The 18,145-nt window shown below is 72.1% G+C and carries 16 protein-coding genes; 6 read left to right on the forward strand and 10 right to left on the reverse strand.

The annotated features are described in order from the left end of the window. Positions 1–94: 94 nt before the first annotated feature. A complete protein-coding gene (locus FJ658_RS16180; RefSeq protein WP_181408425.1) occupies positions 95–232 on the reverse strand; it encodes a hypothetical protein in 138 nt (45 codons plus the stop codon). 48 nt (positions 233–280) lie between these two features. On the opposite strand from FJ658_RS16180, the gene FJ658_RS10845 reads away from it, so the two are divergent. Then, a complete protein-coding gene (locus FJ658_RS10845; RefSeq protein ID WP_141145412.1) occupies positions 281–1,657 on the forward strand; it encodes a hemolysin family protein in 1,377 nt (458 codons plus the stop codon). Next, positions 1,654–2,691: a hemolysin family protein gene (locus FJ658_RS10850; RefSeq protein WP_141145413.1), complete on the forward strand. Its 1,038-nt coding sequence runs from the start codon at positions 1,654–1,656 to the stop codon at positions 2,689–2,691. The genes FJ658_RS10845 and FJ658_RS10850 overlap by 4 nt, the downstream gene beginning before the upstream one ends. A gap of 67 nt (positions 2,692–2,758) precedes the next feature. On the opposite strand, the gene FJ658_RS10855 is transcribed toward FJ658_RS10850, so the two are convergent. Both FJ658_RS10855 and FJ658_RS10860 read right to left on the reverse strand, forming a co-directional pair. Next, entirely contained in the window at positions 2,759–3,844 is a 1,086-nt protein-coding gene (locus tag FJ658_RS10855; RefSeq protein WP_141145414.1) for an NADH:flavin oxidoreductase/NADH oxidase, read from the reverse strand. A 93-nt stretch (positions 3,845–3,937) separates the two neighbouring features. Further along, entirely contained in the window at positions 3,938–4,549 is a 612-nt protein-coding gene (locus FJ658_RS10860; protein WP_141145415.1) for an HAD-IA family hydrolase, read from the reverse strand. 50 nt (positions 4,550–4,599) lie between these two features. Between FJ658_RS10860 and FJ658_RS10865 the strand changes: the two genes are divergently transcribed. The 3 genes from FJ658_RS10865 (at position 4,600) to FJ658_RS10875 (ending at position 8,069) form a co-directional block, all read left to right on the forward strand. Beyond that, positions 4,600–5,418, forward strand: a complete 819-nt coding sequence (locus tag FJ658_RS10865) for an ADP/ATP-dependent (S)-NAD(P)H-hydrate dehydratase (RefSeq protein ID WP_181408426.1) — start codon at positions 4,600–4,602, stop codon at positions 5,416–5,418. 88 nt (positions 5,419–5,506) lie between these two features. After that, positions 5,507–6,763: a glycosyltransferase 87 family protein gene (locus tag FJ658_RS10870; RefSeq protein WP_141145854.1), complete on the forward strand. Its 1,257-nt coding sequence runs from the start codon at positions 5,507–5,509 to the stop codon at positions 6,761–6,763. A 61-nt stretch (positions 6,764–6,824) separates the two neighbouring features. Then, a complete protein-coding gene (locus FJ658_RS10875) occupies positions 6,825–8,069 on the forward strand; it encodes an MFS transporter (protein WP_219995767.1) in 1,245 nt (414 codons plus the stop codon). Here the strand turns inward: FJ658_RS10875 and FJ658_RS10880 are convergent, their stop codons facing one another. From FJ658_RS10880 to FJ658_RS10905, 6 genes are all read right to left on the reverse strand, one after another. Further along, positions 8,070–8,741, reverse strand: coding sequence for a response regulator transcription factor (locus FJ658_RS10880; RefSeq protein WP_141145418.1), 672 nt, complete (start codon positions 8,739–8,741; stop codon positions 8,070–8,072). 41 nt (positions 8,742–8,782) lie between these two features. Next, the gene (locus tag FJ658_RS10885; protein ID WP_141145419.1) at positions 8,783–10,069 is read right to left on the reverse strand and encodes a hypothetical protein; all 1,287 of its coding nucleotides are present in this window, start codon (positions 10,067–10,069) and stop codon (positions 8,783–8,785) included. An 8-nt stretch (positions 10,070–10,077) separates the two neighbouring features. Continuing rightward, positions 10,078–11,238, reverse strand: a complete 1,161-nt coding sequence (locus tag FJ658_RS10890; RefSeq protein WP_255447725.1) for a sensor histidine kinase — start codon at positions 11,236–11,238, stop codon at positions 10,078–10,080. Between the two features lie 382 nt (positions 11,239–11,620). Continuing rightward, a complete protein-coding gene (locus FJ658_RS10895) occupies positions 11,621–12,826 on the reverse strand; it encodes a homoserine O-acetyltransferase (protein ID WP_141145421.1) in 1,206 nt (401 codons plus the stop codon). Between the two features lie 164 nt (positions 12,827–12,990). Continuing rightward, positions 12,991–14,310 carry a bifunctional o-acetylhomoserine/o-acetylserine sulfhydrylase gene (locus tag FJ658_RS10900; RefSeq protein WP_141145422.1) on the reverse strand — a complete coding sequence of 440 codons (1,320 nt, stop codon included), beginning with the start codon at positions 14,308–14,310 and terminating at the stop codon, positions 12,991–12,993. Between the two features lie 183 nt (positions 14,311–14,493). After that, positions 14,494–15,615, reverse strand: a complete 1,122-nt coding sequence (locus tag FJ658_RS10905) for an acyltransferase family protein (RefSeq protein WP_141145423.1) — start codon at positions 15,613–15,615, stop codon at positions 14,494–14,496. A gap of 66 nt (positions 15,616–15,681) precedes the next feature. Here FJ658_RS10905 and FJ658_RS10910 point away from each other — a divergent pair, with 66 nt between their 5' ends. Further along, a complete protein-coding gene (locus tag FJ658_RS10910; protein ID WP_181408427.1) occupies positions 15,682–16,452 on the forward strand; it encodes an SDR family oxidoreductase in 771 nt (256 codons plus the stop codon). A gap of 49 nt (positions 16,453–16,501) precedes the next feature. Here the strand turns inward: FJ658_RS10910 and FJ658_RS10915 are convergent, their stop codons facing one another. Further along, on the reverse strand, positions 16,502–18,082 hold the full coding sequence (locus tag FJ658_RS10915) for an AMP-binding protein (protein ID WP_141145424.1): 1,581 nt from the start codon (positions 18,080–18,082) through the stop codon (positions 16,502–16,504). Positions 18,083–18,145: the final 63 nt, after the last annotated feature.

Below are 18,145 nucleotides of genomic sequence, written 5' to 3' on the forward strand. Positions count from 1 at the left end.
GCGGCTCGAGATGTTCTCCCCAGGCGGATCCGCGCACCGGCCGCTCGCGGCCACCCGTCGCTATAGTTGCCGCAATCATGGATGACCCTCCGTCTCAGACGCCCGTGCCCTCCGCCTCCGCGCCCGCCGCCTCCGCGCCCGCCGCCTCCGCGCCCGCCGCCTCCGCGACCTCCGCCTCCGCGACCGCCGCCTCCGCGACCTCCGCCTCCGCGACCTCCGGCGCCTCCGACACATCGGAGCCCTCCCATAGTCCTTCGCCGGTGAACGGCGGTGACGCCCGATGAGCTACGAGTGGATCCTGCTCGTCGTCGGGCTCCTGCTCACGGTCGGCACCGGCTTCTTCGTCGCGAGCGAGTTCTCGCTCGTCAACCTCGATCGCGCCGATCTCGAGCAGCGGCGCGACAAGGGCGAGGGGATGCTCGGACCGGTCATCGGGGCCCTCAAAGTCACCTCGACCCACCTCTCCAGCGCGCAGCTCGGCATCACCCTGACGACGCTGCTGACCGGCTTCACGCTCGAGCCGGCGTTCAGCCACTACCTCGAGCCGGTCATCACCGCGATCGGCATCCCCGAGGCGGCGGTCGCCCCGATCGCCACGGTCGTCGCGGTCGCCGTCGCGACGCTCCTCTCGATGATCCTGGGTGAGCTCGTGCCGAAGAACTTCGCGTTGGCCGTGCCGCGCGCGACGGCGAAGATCGTGATCCCGTTCCAGGTCGGCTTCACGCTCGTGTTCAAACCCTTCGTGGCGCTGCTCAACAATACGGCCAACGGCATCCTGCGCGGCATCGGCATCGAGCCGAAGGAGGAGCTGAGCTCCGCCCGCACGGCCGAGGAGCTGCGCAGCCTCGTGCGGCGCAGCGCGACGGAGGGCTCGCTCGACCGCGACACCGCGACGCTGCTCTCGCGCACCCTCGCCTTCTCGCAGCACTCGGCGACGGATGCGATGACCCCGCGCCCGCGGGTCGCGAGCGTCGACCGCACCCAGACCGCGCAGGACGTGATCGACCTCGCGCGGCGCACCGGCTACTCCCGCTTCCCGGTCGTCGACGACGACATCGACGACGTGGTCGGGCTCGTGCACCTCAAGCAGGCGGTGGGCGTGCCGCGCGACCGGCGCGCGCAGGTGCCCGTGTCGGCGCTGCAGACCGAGGCGCTGCGCATCCCCGAGACCATGGGGCTCGACTCGCTGCTCGGCGAGCTGCGCGGTCGCGGCTACCAGATGGCCGTCGTGGTGGACGAGTACGGCGGCACGGCGGGCGTCGTGACGCTCGAGGACCTGGTCGAGGAGATCGTCGGCGAGGTGTCGGACGAGCACGACCGCTCGCGCGCCGACGTCGTGCGCAGTCGCGGCTGGCTGACCTTCCCAGGAGCACTGCGACCCGACGAGCTGCAGGAGCGGGCGGCGGTCGTGGTGCCCGAGGAGGGCCCGTACGAGACCGTCGCCGGCTGGCTCATGAGCGAGCTCGGCCGGCTCGCGGTCGTCGGCGACGAGGTCGAGGTCGAGGCGGGCGTGTTCCGCGTCGAGCGCCTGGACGGCCGCCGGATCGACCGCGTGCGCTTCACCCCGCGCCCGGAGTCCGATCCCGACGCTGAGACGACGACGGCCGCCGGCGACGCCGACGGATCGTCGGCCCCGGCGAAGGGAGGCCGGCGATGAGCGACGTGTGGGGAATCGTCTGGCTGGTCGTGCTGCTGGTCGTCAACGCCTTCTTCGTCGGCGCCGAGTTCGCCGTCATCTCGGCCCGCCGGTCGCAGATCGAGCCCCGTGCCGAGGCCGGATCGCGGTCCGCGCGCACCGCGCTGTGGGCCATGGAGCACGCGACGCAGATGCTGGCCACGAGCCAGCTCGGCATCACCGTCTGCTCGCTGCTGATCCTCAACGTGTCCGAGCCGGCCATCCATCACCTGCTCGAGGTGCCGCTGGGGCTGACGCCCCTGCCCGAGGGCGTGATCGGCACCGTGGCGTTCGTGATCACGCTGATCGTGGTCTCGTTCCTGCACGTCGTGTTCGGCGAGATGGTGCCGAAGAACCTCTCGTTCTCGGTGCCCGACCGCGCGGTGCTGCTGCTGGCCCCGCCGCTGGTGTTCATCTCGACCGTGTTCCGGCCGATCATCTGGCTGCTCAACGAGACGGCCAACGCGGTGCTGCGGCTGTTCCGCATCGAGCCGAAGAACGAGGCCGCGAGCGCCTTCACCGTGGATGAGGTGGCCACGATCGTCGCCACGTCGACCCGCGAGGGCCTGCTGACCGACACGACGGGCACGCTCAGCAATGCCTTCGAGTTCACCGAGAAGCGGGTGCGCGACATCGCCGTGCAGATGCCGCAGCTCGTCACGCTGTCGGAGGCCGCGTCGCCCGCCGAGGTCGAGCGCGCCGTGGCGCAGCACGGCTTCAGCCGCTACGTGCTCGTCGACGACGAGGGCGAGCCCACCGGATATGTGCACCTCAAGGACGTCATCGACGTCGACGACGACGAGTCCGACGACCCGGTGCCGCCGAAGCGCATCCGCCAGCTCATCTCGATCTACCGCGACTCGGAGCTCGAAGACGCACTGGCGCTCATGCGCCGCTCGGGCCTGCATGTGGCGCGCGCCTTCGACGAGCACGGGGCGACGCGCGGCGTGGTTTTCCTCGAGGACATCATCGAGGAGCTCGTCGGCGAGGTGCAGGACGCGACCCGACGCCGCTGAGTGATCGGACGCCGAAGGGCCCCGCTCGCATCGGCGAGCGGGGCCCTTCGCGGTGGTCAGTAGGCGCTCACCACGCGTGCGAGGTCTTCGCGCGCACGTACTGCGGCGGCCAGGGCGCGAGGCCGGCGCCGAGCTCGTGGGCGGCGCGCAGGGCCCAGTGCGGGTCGCGCAGGGTCGCGCGACCCAGCAGCACCGCGTCGGCACGGCCCGACTCGACGACGTCGGCGGCCTCGCGCGGCGTGACGATCAGGCCGACCGCGGCCGTCGGGGCGCCGGCCTCGGCGACCTCCTCGGCCAGGCCGACCTGGTAGAGCGGGCCGACCGGGATTCTGACGCCGCCGACGAGGCCGCCGCTCGAGACGTCGAACAGGTCGGCGCCGTCGTCGTGCAGCCAGCGCGCGACCTCGACGGTCTGCTGCGCATCCCAGCCGCCCTCGGCCCAGTCGGTGGCCGAGAAGCGCACCAGCACGGGCAGGTCGTCGCCGACCTCGGCGCGAACGGCGCGCACGATCTCGCGCAGCAGGCGGGCCCGGTTCTCGAGCGAGCCGCCGTAGGCGTCGTCGCGGAGGTTCGCCAGCGGCGAGAGGAACTGGTGCACGAGGTAGCCGTGCGCCGCGTGGATCTCGACCAGGTCGAAGCCGGCGTCGATCGCGCGCCGAGCCGCAGCCCGGAACGCCTCGACGACGCCGGCGATCTCGTCGAGCTCGAGCGCGCGCGGTGCCGCGTAGCCGTCGAAGGCGACGGCCGACGGCGCGACGGTCGTCCATCCGCCCTGCTCCGCGGGCACGGTGCCGCGGCCCTCGACGCCCCACTCGGGGAACACCGAGGCTTTGCGGCCGGCGTGGGCGAGCTGGATGCCGCTGGCGGATCCCTGCGAGCGGATGAAGTCGGTCACGCGGCGCCAGGCCGGGACCTGCTCGTCATTCCAGATGCCGGTGTCGCGGGCCGAGATGCGGCCCTCGGGCACGACGGCTGACGCCTCGGCGATCACGAGACCGGCGCCGCCGCGGGCGAGGGAGCCGAGGTGCACCAGATGCCAGTCGGTCGGCACGCCGTCCTCGGCGACGACGCTGTACTGGCACATCGGCGGCACCCAGACGCGGTTGCGGATGTCGAGCGAGCGCAGGCGGATCGGGTCGAAGAGCGTGGGCACGGAGCGGGCCTCTCGGGTCGGGGATGGGTCGTGGATCAATGGAGGGACGGTCGGACGGCCGCGCCGGACCGGCGGCACGCCGGCGGGGTCGGGTCAGCGGAGCGCGATGAGGAAGGCGCGCAGCGCCGCCGCGTCGGTGTGCACGTGGCCGCGGCCGCCGAGCGCCTCGACACCGCGCACGTTCTCGGCCCGGTCATCGATCATGACGAGGCGCTCGGTCGGCACCCCGACGGTCTCGGCGACGTGACGGTAGAGGCGCGCATCGGGCTTCAGCAGGTCGTGCTCGGCGCTGACGAAGACGTGCTCGAGCCGCGCGCCGAGCGGGGAGTGCCGGTAGGGCGAGGCGAAGTCGAAGCCGGCGTTCGAGAGCAGCACGACGCGCGTGCCGCCGGCGAGCAGCTCGTCGACGATCTGCACGGTGGTGGCGTCGACCGTCAGCCAGCTGCGCAGGTCGGCCGACCAGAGCGCGTGCCGCGTCGCGAGATCCCAGTCCCGGCCGACGCTCGCGCCGATGCGCCGCCAGAACTCGTCGGCGCTCAGCGTGCCCTGGTCGAGCGGATGCCGCAGCTCGCGGTAGGCGGTCCAGATCGCGTCGCCGACTCCGGCGATCTCCTCGATCCGCGCGCGGTCGGCGGGGGACTGCTCGAGCGATACCACGCGCCCGTAGTCGAGCACGATGACGTGGTCGGGGATCGAGATCGTCACGCCTCCACGCTAGAGGGCCGATCGTCACGCGTGCTGGCTAGGGTGTGCGCGTGGATGCCCTTCTCGAGCCCGACCAGGCCGCCGAGTGGATCGCCGTCCCCGGCGAGCACGACGACAAGTACTCCCGCGGGGTGCTCGGGGTGATCACCGGCTCGGTGCGCTATCCGGGCGCCGCGGTGCTGAGCGTCGAGGCCGCCGCGCGCACCGGCGTCGGCATGATCCGCTACCTGGGACCGGGCCGCGCGACGCGGCTCGTGCTGCAGCGGCGCCCGGAGGTCGTGACGGCCGAGGGGCGCGTGCAGGCATGGCTGGTCGGCTCGGGCCAGGACGCCGCCGACGACGACCCGATGCGCGACGAGCGGATCGCCCAGGCGATCGAGCGTGCGGCTCCGACCGTGCTCGACGGCGGCGGGCTCGGTCTGCGGGCGCGCATCCCGGCACCCGTCGTTCTCACGCCGCACGCGGGCGAGCTGGCGCGGCTTCTCGGGGTCGAGCGCGACGAGGTGAACACCGACCCGCGCGCCGCCGCCCTCGAGGCGGCCCGTCGGCTCGACGCCGTCGTGCTGCTCAAGGGGCATACGACCCACGTCGCCGACGCCGCCGGTCGGGTGCTGCTGGCGCGGTCGGCGCCGACCTGGCTCGCCACCGCGGGCGCCGGAGACGCGTTGGCGGGCGTGCTCGGCGCCCTCGTCGCGACCCACGCCGACGCGGTGGCCGCCGACGCGGGCGTGCTCGTGGACCTCGCCGCGACCGCGGCCGTTCTGCACGGACTCGCGGCCGAGCGCGCCTCGCGGGGCGGACCGCTGACGATCCTCGACCTCGCGGCCGAGCTGCCGGCTGCCGTCGCGGCGCTGGTGCACAACCACTGAGCGCCGGGTCGCTTCGTCACCCTCGCTCGCGGCGGGGCCCGAGCGGCGCACGGGACGCACGGCATCCGCCGCCTAGGCTGAGCGGGTGATGGCGGAGGTCGGGCAGCGGGAGTCGACGCTGCGACGACTGGTCGCGCATCCGCTGCCGCTCTGGACCGTCTTCGTGCTCGTGCACCTCGTGCTCGGCGCCCTGGCGCTCGGCGGAGCGTCGACCGGGTACCCGCTCGGCGACGTCGAGTGGGTCTACACGCTCTGGACCCGCAACGGGGTGCTCGGCGGCGACTGGGTCGGCATCGATCAGCCCTTCGTCTACCCGCTGCTGGCGCTCGTGCCGATGCTGATCGCGCGCATCCCGGGGGAGTCGAACTACGCCGCCGGCTGGCTGAGCCTGATCATGATCCTCAACGCCGGCGCTTTCGCGATGCTGCTCGGAACCGCGCGCGAACGCGGGCGCGCGATCGCGGCGTGGTGGTGGCTCGGCTTCCTGCTGCTGCTCGGGCCGATCGCGCTCGGCCGCATCGACTCGGTCACCGTGCCGCTCGCGCTCGTCGGCCTGCTCCTGCTGGCCGCGCATCCGCGGGCCGCGATCGTCGTGCTGACACTGGCGGCCTGGATGAAGGTGTGGCCCGCCGCGCTCGTCGGCGCCATCCTGGTCGCGCTGCCGCGCCGGCTGCGCACGTTCGGCTACGCGGTCGGCACCTCGGTCGTGATCGTCGTCATCGCGCTCATCCTGGGCTCGGGCGCGAACGTGTTCAGCTTCGTGACCGAGCAGGGCAGCCGCGGTCTGCAGATCGAGGCGCCCGTCAGCACCTTCTGGATGTGGGATGCGGCCGCCCACCGCGCCGGGGGCTCCACGGTGTACTACGACAACGACCTGCTCACGTACCAGCTGCGCGGCCCCGGAGCCGAGGTCGCGAGCGCGGTCATGACCCCGCTGCTCGTGCTCGTGGTCGCGGTGGTTCTGTTCGTCGCGGTGCTCGCGCTGCGGCGCGGGGCCGCCGGCGCGGCCGTGCTGCCGCCGCTCGCGCTCGCGGTCGTGATGGCGCTCATCTGCTTCCAGAAGGTGGGTTCGCCGCAGTTCGTCAGCTGGATCGCGGTGCCCGTCGCGTTCGGACTCGTCGCGCGGGCGCAGGGCGGGCCGTCGTTCCGCATCCCGGCGCTGCTCGCGCTCGTGATCGCCGGGCTCACGCAGAGCTTCTACCCCTATTTGTACGGCTGGTTCCTCGCTCTCGACCCGGCCCTGCTCGTGCTGTTCACGCTGCGCAACCTGCTCGACGTCGTGCTGCTCGTGTGGGCGATCGTCGCCCTCGTGCGGGTCCCTCGAGCGCCGGAGCATCTCCTCTAGACTCGTCCCGCTCGACGGCGAGCGGTCTCCGTCGTCCTCCCATCTGAATCGCAGGTCCTCCGTGCCCGGTCTGTCTCCCGCTCGCGTCCGACTCGCGCTGCTCGCCCTGGCGCTGGGCGGCTTCGGCATCGGCGCGACCGAGTTCGTCGCGATGGGCGTGCTGCCCGAGATCGGCGCCGAGCTGCTGCCCGAGCTGACCCGCAGCGCTCCCGAGGAGGCCATCGCCCGCGCCGGCATCATGATCTCGGCCTACGCGCTGGGCGTCGTGGTCGGCGCCCCGACGATCGCCGCGCTCTCGGCCAAGCTGCCGCGCCGCGGACTGCTGCTCGGGCTCGCGATCGCGTTCACGATCGGCACCGTGCTGTCGGCCGTCGCCCCGACGTTCGAGACGGTGGTCGCGGCGCGATTCATCGCCGGACTCCCGCACGGCGCGTATTTCGGCGTCGCGTCGCTCGTCGCGGGCGAGCTGATGGGCCCCGGCAAGCGCGGTCGCGGCGTCGCCTTCGTGCTGAGCGGGCTCACGATCGCGAACGTGATCGGCGTCCCGTCGATCACGTTCCTCGGCCAGCAGTACGGCTGGCGCGTGGCTTACCTGGTGGTCGCCGGCATCTTCGCGCTCACCGCGCTCGCGATCGGACTGCTCGTGCCCGCGCATCCCGGTGACCCGACGGCCACGTTGCGACGTGAGCTCGGCGTCTTCGGCCGTGGTCAGATCTGGCTGACCCTCGCCGCCGGAGCCATCGGCTTCGCCGGCTTCTTCGCCGTCTACAGCTACGTGGCCAAGCTGACGACCGAGGTCGCCGGTCTCGGCACGGGCATCGTGCCTTTCGCCCTCGCGACCCTCGGCATCGGCATGACCGCGGGCAACGTCGTCGGCGGTCGCCTCGCCGATCGCGGCGCGATGCGCGCGGTGCTGATCCTGCTGCCGACCATGGCCGTCGCCTGCGCGGCGGTCGCCCTGCTGTCGGTCTGGCCGGTCGGGATGTTCATCGGCCTGTTCCTGGTCGGCGCGGTCTGCGGCGGCGTCGGACCGGCCGTGCAGACCCGGCTCATGGACGTCGCGGGCGAGGCGCAGACGCTCGCCGCCGCGCTCAACCACTCGGCGCTCAACATCGGCAACAGCATGGGCGCGGCGGTCGGCGGTGCGACCATCGCGGCCGGGCTCGGCTACACCTCGCCGGCCTGGGTCGGAGCGATCGTCGCTGCCGCGGGCATGATCTTCGCCGTCGTCAGCTTCCTTCTCGAGCGCGCGCGGCCCGAGAGCATGTCGCCGACGCAGAACCTCGACCTGACCTCGGCGAGCTGATCAGAAGGTGCCAGTCGGCGAATCCTGGATCAGGATGCCGTCCTGGATGGCGCGGCGACGCAGGGCGACCTTCGTGCCCACGTCGATGCCGGCCACGCGGTACTTCTCGCGGATGCGCTTGAGGTAGCTCTTCGCCGTCTCCTCCGAGATGCCGAGCTTGTAGGCCACGGCCTTGACCGGCTCGCCGCCGCCGTAGAGCGCCATGACGCGGCGCTCCTGCGCGCTGAGCTTGGGGGCGCCGCCGATGTCGGCCGCGTTGATCGCGAGGTCGAGCTCGGCCGAGATGAAGCTCTCGCCCTGCGCGGCCGCGCGGATCGCCTCGACGATCATCGACGCGTCCTCGCTCTTGACCAGGTAGCCGAGCGCGCCGGCCGCGAGGGCCTCGCGCACGACGTTCGGCTCGGAGTAGGTGCTCATGAGCACGACCCGCACGCCGGTGGTCTTGAGCGTCGAGATCTTGAGCGCGACCGGGATGTTGTCCTTGAGGTCGAGATCGAGCAGCACGACGTCGACCGGGAACTCCGGGTGCGTCAGCAGCTCGGGCCAGGTGGTGACGGCGGCGACCATCTGGATGTCGTCGGCGGCACCTCGGATCCACTCCGTCAGCGCTCCGAGGAGCATCTTGTGGTCGTCGACCAGTGCGAGACGGATGCGCTCCGGGTAGTTGCTCACGATGTGCTGTCCTTCCGTTCTCCGGCCCCTCCGACCGGACCTCAGTGCTCCGCCGGGTTGTCGACCAGGCAGTCGATGTCGACCCGCAGGCTCGAATCCTGAGTGCTGTCAGAGTATCGCCCCACTCGGCCGAGGGCGTCCCAGATCGACGGATCCACACGATTGCGCGGAACACCCGACGAGGTGAGCACGATCGGCACCGAGATCTTGCCCTCGATCGTCGACGCGCCGCCGACGACGGGGCCGATCTCGATCGTGAGCGAGCGGGCGGTCGCCTTGGTCGTGTCGTTGACGAGCAGCCAGGTCGCGGCGAGCAGTCCGTCGCGCTGCGCGGCGTCGAGAAGACCCGCCAGACCGGACTTGTCGATCAGGGTCACGGCGCGGCCGAGCAGCTCGGACTCGCTGACCGCGTGGTAGAGCCAGGTCTCGCGGCGGCCCTCGATCAGGTGCAGGCGCAGCTCGGTCGCGAGCGAGGCGGCGACCGAGGCGGAGCGCGGGCTGAGCGGCAGGTTCGTGCGCCCTTCGGCGACGCCGTCGAGCAGCTCCTCGGCGGCGAGGTCGAGGCGGGCGAGCTCCTCGGAGGCGAGCATGCCGACCGCGAAGCGGGGCGCGGACACGGTGCTCTGCACGAGCGAGCGGTCGAGCTCGGTCTGCACCATCTCGCGGAACCCCTCGACGATCGCGATGCCGATCACCGCCGGCAGAACGGTTCCCGCGATGAGGTACACCTGATCGGGCCAGTTCGCGGCCGTCACGGGCGTGCCGAGGAAGACGGCGGCGATCAGCACGATCGCGAGCACGGCGGTGGCCGTGATGACCTCGGCGCGGCCGCGCAGGGTGACGATCAGCAGCATCCCCATGCCGGCGACGGCCGCGGCGGTCGCGTGACCGCCGAGGTCGCCGAAGCCCCAGGTCGCGGTGACGTCGAGCGCGACGGCCGCGCCGAGACCCGCCAGGAAGATGCCGAAGCCCCAGGCCGGCAGCCGGTCGCCGACGACCCGCTCGATCACGATGACCGCGGCGAAGGAGGTGAGCAGCACGATCCACGCCAGCAGGGCGATGACCGGCTGCGGGTAGTCGCCCCACGAGCCGAGGAACTCGGTGAGGCCGTAGACCGAGCGCAGCCCCACGACGACCGCGGCGCCGAAGCCGAGGAAGGTCGTGCCGAGACTCGCGCGGTGCGGCGACCCGGGGCGGGTGAGCCGGCGGGCGGTGCCGACGACGGCTCGGCCGGCGCGGCCGACCACGATGCCGAGGGTGTTCTCCTCGGGGACGATGCTCTCGATGCCGTTCGCCCCGGCCGCGGTGCCGCCGCCGGTGCGCTTCATGCGCGGGCTCATCGCGGCACCTCCAGCACGACCGTGGTGCCCGCTCCCGGGGCCGAGAACAGGCGGGCGTTGCCGCCGACGTCGCGCAGACGGGCGACGACCGACTCGGCGAACCCGAGCTTCGCCTCGCCGACGTCGGCGATGTCGAAGCCGACGCCCTGATCGGTGACCATCGCGCGCACCGACGTCGCATCCTCGGTGATCGTGACGTGCGCCTGGGTCACGCCGGAGTGACGGCGCACGTTCTCGAGGCACTCGGCGAGGGCCAGCAGGAAGGCGTCGAGGATATGGCTGGGCAGCAGCAGCTGGCCGGTGCCGTGCCAGGTGACCTCGAGCCCCATCCGGCCGAAGCGCGACTTGACCGACTCGAGCGTCGTGCCGAGCTCGGTCTGCTCGACGGGCGTGAGGTTGTAGACGCCGGCGCTGGCGGGCGCGGGCGTCTGCCCGAGCCGCAGCTGGCGCAGCAGCTTGGCGTCGCCGGCGGCCTGCTCGCGCAGGGCGTCCTCCGAGACGCCGACGCCGGAGTGGGCGAGCAGCGTCAGCGTGGCGAGCACGGTGTCGTGCAGCAGACGGGCGCCCTGGCGGCGCTGGGCCTCGGTCTCGCTCGCCTGCCGCTCGGCGCGGTGCGCGCGGCCGATGCTGGCGATGCGGCGCGAGACGCGGGGGAGCCCGGCGCTCAGCCACACCGCGACGAAGGAGGTGACGGCCCAGCCGAGCAGCACGGGCCCGATCAGACGGAACAGGAAGACCTCGGTCGTGCCGAGCGAGCCCGCGAAGACGGCGATCGTGCCGGCGATCGCGGCGAAGCTCAGCACGAGGAGCACGATGCGACCGGGGGAGGACGTCAGAGTGAGCGCGACGCTCGCGGTCGCGCCGGCGGCGATCGAGGTCGCGGCGGCGATGGCGCCGGGCACGGTCTCGACATCGCCCGCGGCCACCAGGGCGACGATCACGCCGGCGCCGCCGAGCACCGCCAGGATGACCCAGAGGGGCGAGCGGCTCGCTCCCACGCGCCAGAGCGCGACCACCAGGACGAGGAACGGCACGGCGGCGACGGCCAGCGACGTCAGCGGGACGCCGCCCGCCAGGCACAGGAGCGCGACGACGGCGAAGCCGAGCCCGTAGATCCGCGCGATCCGCTGCAGCAGACCGTCGCGTTCCCGCGTCATCAGTTCCACGCCGGTGAATCCTCCTCAATGTGCGCGCCTGATCCTCCCAGACTGTCCCCGTTTATGGGGGTGCCACGCGGGTGCGGCGTGCCGTTAGCGTTGCTCTCGGTAAGAGGGGGCCGATCTTCTTCAGATCGGAAGCCACGCTTGACCGGACCGAGGTCGACATCCCGCATCGGGGGATGCGCGTCGACCCGCATCGGGGGATGCGGAATCGGTTCGGACGCCGCACATCGGGGGATGAGCGGCACCGGGGGAATCACGGAGGGCCGCGTCGGGGGACGCGGCCCTCGATTCCGTTAACGGCCGGATGCGCCGGTCGACCTGAGTGCGCCGGATGCGCCGGTCGATCTGGATGCGCCGAATGCCCCGGATGCGCCGCTCAGGCCGCGAGCAGCCGCGCGATCTCGGCTCCCACGCGCTCGAACTCGATGAGGAACGCGTCGTGTCCGTAGGGCGACACGAGCTCCACCGCCGCATCGCCGTCGATGTTGCCCGGCACGTGGCGCGCGATCACGCGCTGCCCGCTCAGCGGGAACAGCCGATCCGTGTCGACGCCGAGCACGAGCGTGCGCGCCGTGACCCGGCCGAGCGCCGCGGCGACCCCGCCGCGGTCGCGGCCGACGTCGTGCGAGTTCATCGCATCCACCAGCACCAGGTAGCTGTTCGCGTCGAAGCGGCGCGTGAACTTGTTGCCGTGGAAGCCGAGGTAGCTCTCGACCGCGAACACGCCGCCGCCGCCCAGGGGGCTGATGCCCGACTGCCAGCTGCGCTCGAAGCGGTCGTCGAGCTCGGTCGGCGAGCGGTAGTTGAGCAGCGCCATGCGTCGGGCGAGCGCGAGGCCGTGATGCGGGCCGGCGCCGTCGGCGCGGTCGTAGTAGTCGCCGTCGGCGAAGGCCGGGTCCATGCGGATCGCCTCGGACTGCACCGAGTTGAGCGCGATCTGGTCGGCGCCCGACAGCGGCGGCGCGGCCAGCACCGCCAGGCGCTCGACGCGCTCGGGATGCTCGATCGCCCACTCGAGGGCGTGCATCCCGCCCATCGAACCGCCCACGACGAGCGCCCAGCGGTCGATGCCGAGCTCGTCGGCGAGGCGGCGCTGCACCTCGACCTGATCGCGGATCGTGACGTAGGGGAAGCGCGGACCCCATTCGCGCCCGTCCGGCCCGAACGACGCGGGGCCGGTCGTGCCCTGGCAGCCGCCGAGCATGTTCGGCGCGACGATGAACCACTCGGCCGGGTCGAGCGCGAGCCCCGCGCCGACGACGCCCGACCACCAGCCGCCCGTGGCGTGACCCGCGCCGGCCGATCCGATGACGTGGCTGTCGCCGGTCAGCGCGTGCAGCACGAGCACGGCGTTGCTGCCGTCGGCGTTCAGCTCGCCCCAGCTCTCCCAGGCGACCGTCACGTGCGGCAGGTGGCCGCCGCGCTCGAGATCGAGCGGGCCGATGCCGGTGAATCGGCGGTCGCCGGGGTCGTCCCCGTCGCGCCAGGCGCCCGAGGCGGGCGGGGCTCCGATCAGGGCCCGCCGGTTCGCGTCGGTGACGAAGGCGGAGGGGACGGCGTCTTCGGGGGTCTGCCAGTCCACGTCGTCATTCTCCCGGATGCGGTGGGGTCACCCGCGCTCTGTTACGTCGCCGGGCGTCGGCGGGGGTCGGGCTCCGCCGACGGGCGCCCTGCGACCCGCGAGGACGACGAAGGGGGAGGCCGATCGGCCTCCCCCTTCTCGGGCGCGTGATCGACGCGGCCGGCTCAGGCTCCCGCGGTCGCCTGCGCCGAGACGGCGCGCGCGGCGGCGAAGCCGGCCTCGAGGTCGGCCTTGAGGTCCTCGACGTTCTCGATGCCCACCGAGAGGCGCACGAGGCCCGGCGTGACGCCGGTCGTGAGCTGCTGCTCGGGCGTGAGCTGCGAGTGCGTCGTCGACGCGGGGTGGATGATCAGGCTGCGCACGTCGCCGATGTTGGCGAGGTGGCTGAACAGCTTGACGCTCTCGACGAGCGCGCGGCCCGCATCCACACCGCCCTTCAGCTCGAAGCTGACGACCGCGCCGACGCCGAGCGGGGCGTACTTCTGGGCCGCGGCGTGCCAGGGGCTCGACGGCAGACCCGAGTAGTTGACGCTCGCGATGTCGGGGTGCTGCTCGAGCCACTCGGCGATCGCCAGGGCGTTCGCGGTGTGGCGCTCGATGCGCAGGCTGAGCGTCTCGACGCCCTGCAGCACCGTGAAGGCGCTGTCGGGCGACAGCGACGAGCCGGTGTCGCGCAGCAGCTGCACGCGCGCCTTGATGACGAAGGCGATGCCGTCGCCGAGCACCGAGGTGTAGCTGGCGCCGTGGTACGAGGGGTCGGGCTCGGTCAGTCCGGGGAACTTGTCGACGTGCTGGCTCCAGGCGAAGCTGCCGCCGTCGACGATGACACCCGCGATGACCGTGCCGTGGCCGCCGAGGAACTTGGTGGCCGAGTGCACGACGATGTCGGCGCCGTGCTCGAAGGGGCGGATCAGGTAGGGCGTCGCGATGGTGTTGTCGACGATGAGCGGCACCTCGGCGGCGTGGGCGACCCCGGCGACGGCCTCGATGTCGAGCACGTTGATGCGCGGGTTGCCGATCGTCTCGGCGAAGAACGCCTTCGTGTTGGGCCGCACGGCGGCCTTCCACTCCTCGAGGTCGTCCTGGTTCTCGACGAAGGTCACGTCGATGCCGAGCTTGGCGAAGGTGTACTTGAAGAGGTTGTAGGTGCCGCCGTAGATCGACGACGACGAGACGATGTGGTCGCCGGCGCCCGCGATGTTCAGGATCGCGTAGTTGATCGCCGCCGAGCCGGACGCGACGGCGAGCGCGGCGGTGCCGCCCTCGAGCGCGGCGATGCGCTGCTCGAGCACGTCCTGCGTCGGGTTGTTGATGCGGGTGTAGATGTTGCCGAACTCGGCCAGCGCGAACAGGTTCTTCGCGTGGTCGGCGCTGTTGAAGACGTAGGAGGTCGTCTTGTAGATCGGGGTGGCCCGGGCGTTGGTGACCGGGTCGGGCGCCGCCCCGGAGTGCACCTGTCGGGTCTCGAATCGCCAGTCGGTCATGATGCTCCCTGTCTCGGCGCGGTGGGTCCCGGCGCGGTGTGCGCGCCGGCCGGGCTCGGGCGCCCGGTTGGGGATGAGGCTACGAACGTCGTCGGCACGGGTCAACGCGCCCCGACACGCGGCGTAACCGTGCCGACTCGGCGGGGCACATGCCAGCGCCGCGGCGTGGCGCGGCGTCGCGCGTCAGCGGCGCCGGGAGCCGGTCGGGTCGGTGCGCGGACGCCCCGGAGGACGGGTGTCGCGCTCGCGGAACAGCCAGTCGATCCGCGGCTCGATGATCGGTCGGAAGACCCGTCGGATGAACGGGCTCGCGAGCAGCATCGAGATCGCGATCGACGCGAGCACCATGCTGACGAGCCAGGTCGCCGAGGCGTGCTCGTCCTTCAGGATGCCGGTCTCGCGGATCGGATACAGGATGAACGAGTGCAGCAGGTAGATGTACATCGTCGCCTGCCCGAAGCCGGTGAACCAGGTCTCGCGCCGCGGCATCCACGCGAAGAAGCACGCCGACAGCAGCACGGCGAAGAGCATGAGGCCGAAACGCAGCAGGCCCGACCACCACTCCTCCTCGCCGAGGCCCGAGAACGAGTCGTCGTAGAAGAACCAGAACCGCAGGTCGAAGTCGCGGAACGGCGCGATGTTGACGACGACCACGGCGAACCACGCGGCGAAGACCCCGGCCGCGAGAGCCCGGATGCCCCAGACCACGGTGCTGGATGCGCGGCGCCACCAGTCGACGAGCGGCCACTTGCGCAGGTACCAGCCGAGCAGGAAGAACGGGGCGATGCCGATGGCCCGCGAGAGCGAGAACGTGGAGTCGACGTTGTCGAAGTAGCCGACGAAGACGGCGAAGGCGGTCGCCCAGAGCATCGGCCAGCGCAGCTGCACGAGATACGGCAGCACGACGCGGAAGATCGCGAGCGCCAGCAGGAACCAGAGCGTCCACAGCGGCTGCGTGGGGTTGATGCTCTCCTTGCCCTCGACGAGCCACTGCACGAGGGTCCAGATCGCCTGCATGACGACGTACGGCACGAGCAGATCGCCGATCAGCCGGCGCATCTGCCGCCCGCTCGGCGGCTCGGCCTTGGCGAAGTAGCCGCTGATGATCGCGAACGCCGGCATGTGGAACGCGTAGATGAACAGGTAGAGCATCAGCGCGTGGTCGGAGTCGGCCGTCTGGCGCTGGATCGCGTGGCCGATGACGACGAGCGTGACGGAGGCCCATCGGGCGTTGTCCCAGAGCGGGATGCGCACCTTGGGCTTCGGGGCGGCGGCGGGCGCGGATGCGTCGGCGGTGGTCGTCATCGAGGGTCAGCGTAGCGGCGCGGCCTCCGGGCATCCTCACCGCCCGCGTCCGACTAGCGTTGAGGCATGACGAAGCGCGTGGTCGTGACGGGAGCCAGTTCGGGTATCGGGGAGGCGACCGCACGCCGCTTCGCCGCGAGCGGCTGGGAGGTCGTGGGCGTCGCCCGCCGCGCCGATCGCCTCGAGGCGCTCCGCGCCGAGATCGGGCTCATCCCGATCGTCGCCGACCTCACGTCCGACGCCGACCTCGCGCGCGCCGCCGACGAGATCGCGGCGCTCGGGCCCCTCGACGCGCTCGTGAACAACGCGGGCGGCGCCTTCGGCCTCGACCCGGTCGAGACGGGCGACGCGGCCGACTGGCGCGCGATGTTCGAGATCAACGTCATCGCGGTGAAGCAGCTGATCGGCGCCCTGCTGCCGTCGCTGCGAGCCGGCGCCGCCGAGCACGGCAACGCCGACATCCTGACCATCACCTCGATCGCCGCGCAGGTTCCCTACGAGGGCGGCGGCGGGTACAACGCGGCCAAGTTCGCGGCGCACGCGCTCATGGGCGCCCTGCGCCTGGAGCTCTCGGGCGAGCCGCTGCGCGTGATCGAGATCGCCCCCGGCATGGTCAAGACCGACTTCTCGCTCGTGCGCTTCGCCGGCGACCAGGAGCGCGCCGACGCGGTCTACCAGGGCGTCGAGAACCCGCTGAGCGCCGACGACATCGCCGAGGCGATCGTGCACGCGATCGAGCTGCCCGGGCACGTCAACCTCGACGTCGTCACGATCAAGCCGGTCGCGCAGGCGGCGCCGCACAAGGTCGCGCGCGGGCCGCTGACGCCAAAGGCCTGAGCCGGGCGGCACCGGCGGGAGCCGCCCGGCCGCACCGACCGCTCGTGCCTCAGCGCCCGCGCAGCTCCTTGCGCAGGATCTTGCCCGCCGTCGACTTCGGCACGGCGTCGATGAAGGCGACCTGTCGCACCCGCTTGTAGGGCGCGACATGCTCGGCGGTGAAGTCCATGACGGCCTGCTCGTCGAGCGTCGAGCCCTCGATCCTGACCACGAAGGCCTTCGGCACCTCGCCGGCCTCCTCGTCGGCGGCGCCGACCACGGCCGCGTCGCTGATCTCGGGATGCGTGAGCAGCAGCGCCTCGAGCTCGGCCGGCGGCACCTGGTAGCCCTTGTACTTGATGAGCTCTTTGAGCCGGTCGACGATGTAGAACTCGCCGAGCGGTCCGACCTGCGCGATGTCGCCGGTGTGCAGGTAGCCCTCGGCGTCGACGGTCGCGGCGGTCGCCTCCGGATCGCCGAGGTAGCCGAGCATGATGTTGGGGCCGCGCATCCATAGCTCGCCTGACCGCGACCGGCCGTCGTCGCCGTCGAGCTCGGTGATCTCGTCGCCGGTCTCGACGTCGATGAGCTTGCACTGCACGTTGGCGATGGGCACGCCGATCGAGCCGATCGGGATGTCGTGCCGGTCGGGCGGGATGACGTGCGACACCGGGCTCGACTCGCTCATGCCGTAGCCCTGCTGCACGCGGGCGCCGGTGCGCGCCTGCACGGCCTCGCCGAGCGCGGTGTCGAAGGGCGCGGCGCCGGACATGAGCCCGCGCACGCTGCTCAGGACGTACTGGTCGACGAGCGGGTGCTTGGCGAGCGCGACGCCGATCGGCGGGGCGATGAACAGGAACGTGAGCCGCTGGCTCTGGATCAGCTCGAGGAACTGGACGAAGTCGAAGCGCGGCATCGTGACGAGCGCCGCGCGCCGGCTCAGGGCGAGGTCGAGCAGCACCGTCATGCCGTAGATGTGGAAGAAGGGCAGCACGGCCAGGAGGCGGTCGTCGCGGCGGATGTCGAGCACGGGCGCGCACTGCTGCACGTTCGCCACCAGGTTCGTGTGGCTGAGCATGACGCCCTTGGGGTTGCCGGTCGTGCCCGAGGAGTAGGGCATGACCGCGACGTGCGTCGCGGGGTCGAACGAGACCTCGGGCGCCGGCGCGCCGAGGGCGAGCAGGTCGCGCAGCGAGCGGAACCCCTCGGCCCCGTCGAGCACGACGATCGCCGCGTCCTCGAGTCCGGCCTCGTGCGCGGCTGCGCGCGCCGCCTCGAGCAGTGGCGACACGGTCAGCAGCAGTCGCGCCCCCGAGCCGCGCAGCTGCTTCACGATCTCCTCGGCGGTGAACAGCGCGTTCACGGTCGTGGCCGTCGCGCCCGAGCGCAGGATGCCGTGGAACGCCGTCGCGAAGGCGGGACTGTTCGGGCAGTGCAGAGCGACGACGTCGCCGACGCCGATGCCGTCCTGCGCCAGGGCGCCGGCCAGCGCGAGCACCTGGCCGATCAGCTGACGGTAGGTCGTCTCGGCGCCGCTCGGGCCGTCGATCAGCGCGACCCGGTCGAGGTCGTCGTCGGCCACGTCGGCGAACAGGTAGTCGAAGACGCTGACGGCGGGGATGCGCTCGTCGGCGAAGGGACTCGGGAACATGCGCTCTCCTTTGAACACGCGTGGGCCGATCCTCGATCAGAACCGGCGTCGCGGCAAGGGATT

The organism is Schumannella sp. 10F1B-5-1, assembly GCF_006517535.1.
Classification (GTDB): domain Bacteria; phylum Actinomycetota; class Actinomycetes; order Actinomycetales; family Microbacteriaceae; genus Schumannella.

Coding starts and splice junctions, on each gene's coding strand:
- FJ658_RS10845 (WP_141145412.1), top strand. CDS start 281: ATGAGCTACGAGTGGATCCTGCTCGTCGTCGGGCTCCTGCTCACGGTC.
- FJ658_RS10850 (WP_141145413.1), top strand. CDS start 1,654: ATGAGCGACGTGTGGGGAATCGTCTGGCTGGTCGTGCTGCTGGTCGTC.
- FJ658_RS10870 (WP_141145854.1), top strand. CDS start 5,507: ATGGCGGAGGTCGGGCAGCGGGAGTCGACGCTGCGACGACTGGTCGCG.
- FJ658_RS10885 (WP_141145419.1), bottom strand. CDS start 10,069: ATGAAGCGCACCGGCGGCGGCACCGCGGCCGGGGCGAACGGCATCGAG.
- FJ658_RS10890 (WP_255447725.1), bottom strand. CDS start 11,238: ATGACGCGGGAACGCGACGGTCTGCTGCAGCGGATCGCGCGGATCTAC.
- FJ658_RS10900 (WP_141145422.1), bottom strand. CDS start 14,310: ATGACCGACTGGCGATTCGAGACCCGACAGGTGCACTCCGGGGCGGCG.
- FJ658_RS10905 (WP_141145423.1), bottom strand. CDS start 15,615: ATGACGACCACCGCCGACGCATCCGCGCCCGCCGCCGCCCCGAAGCCC.
- FJ658_RS10910 (WP_181408427.1), top strand. CDS start 15,682: ATGACGAAGCGCGTGGTCGTGACGGGAGCCAGTTCGGGTATCGGGGAG.
- FJ658_RS10915 (WP_141145424.1), bottom strand. CDS start 18,082: ATGTTCCCGAGTCCCTTCGCCGACGAGCGCATCCCCGCCGTCAGCGTC.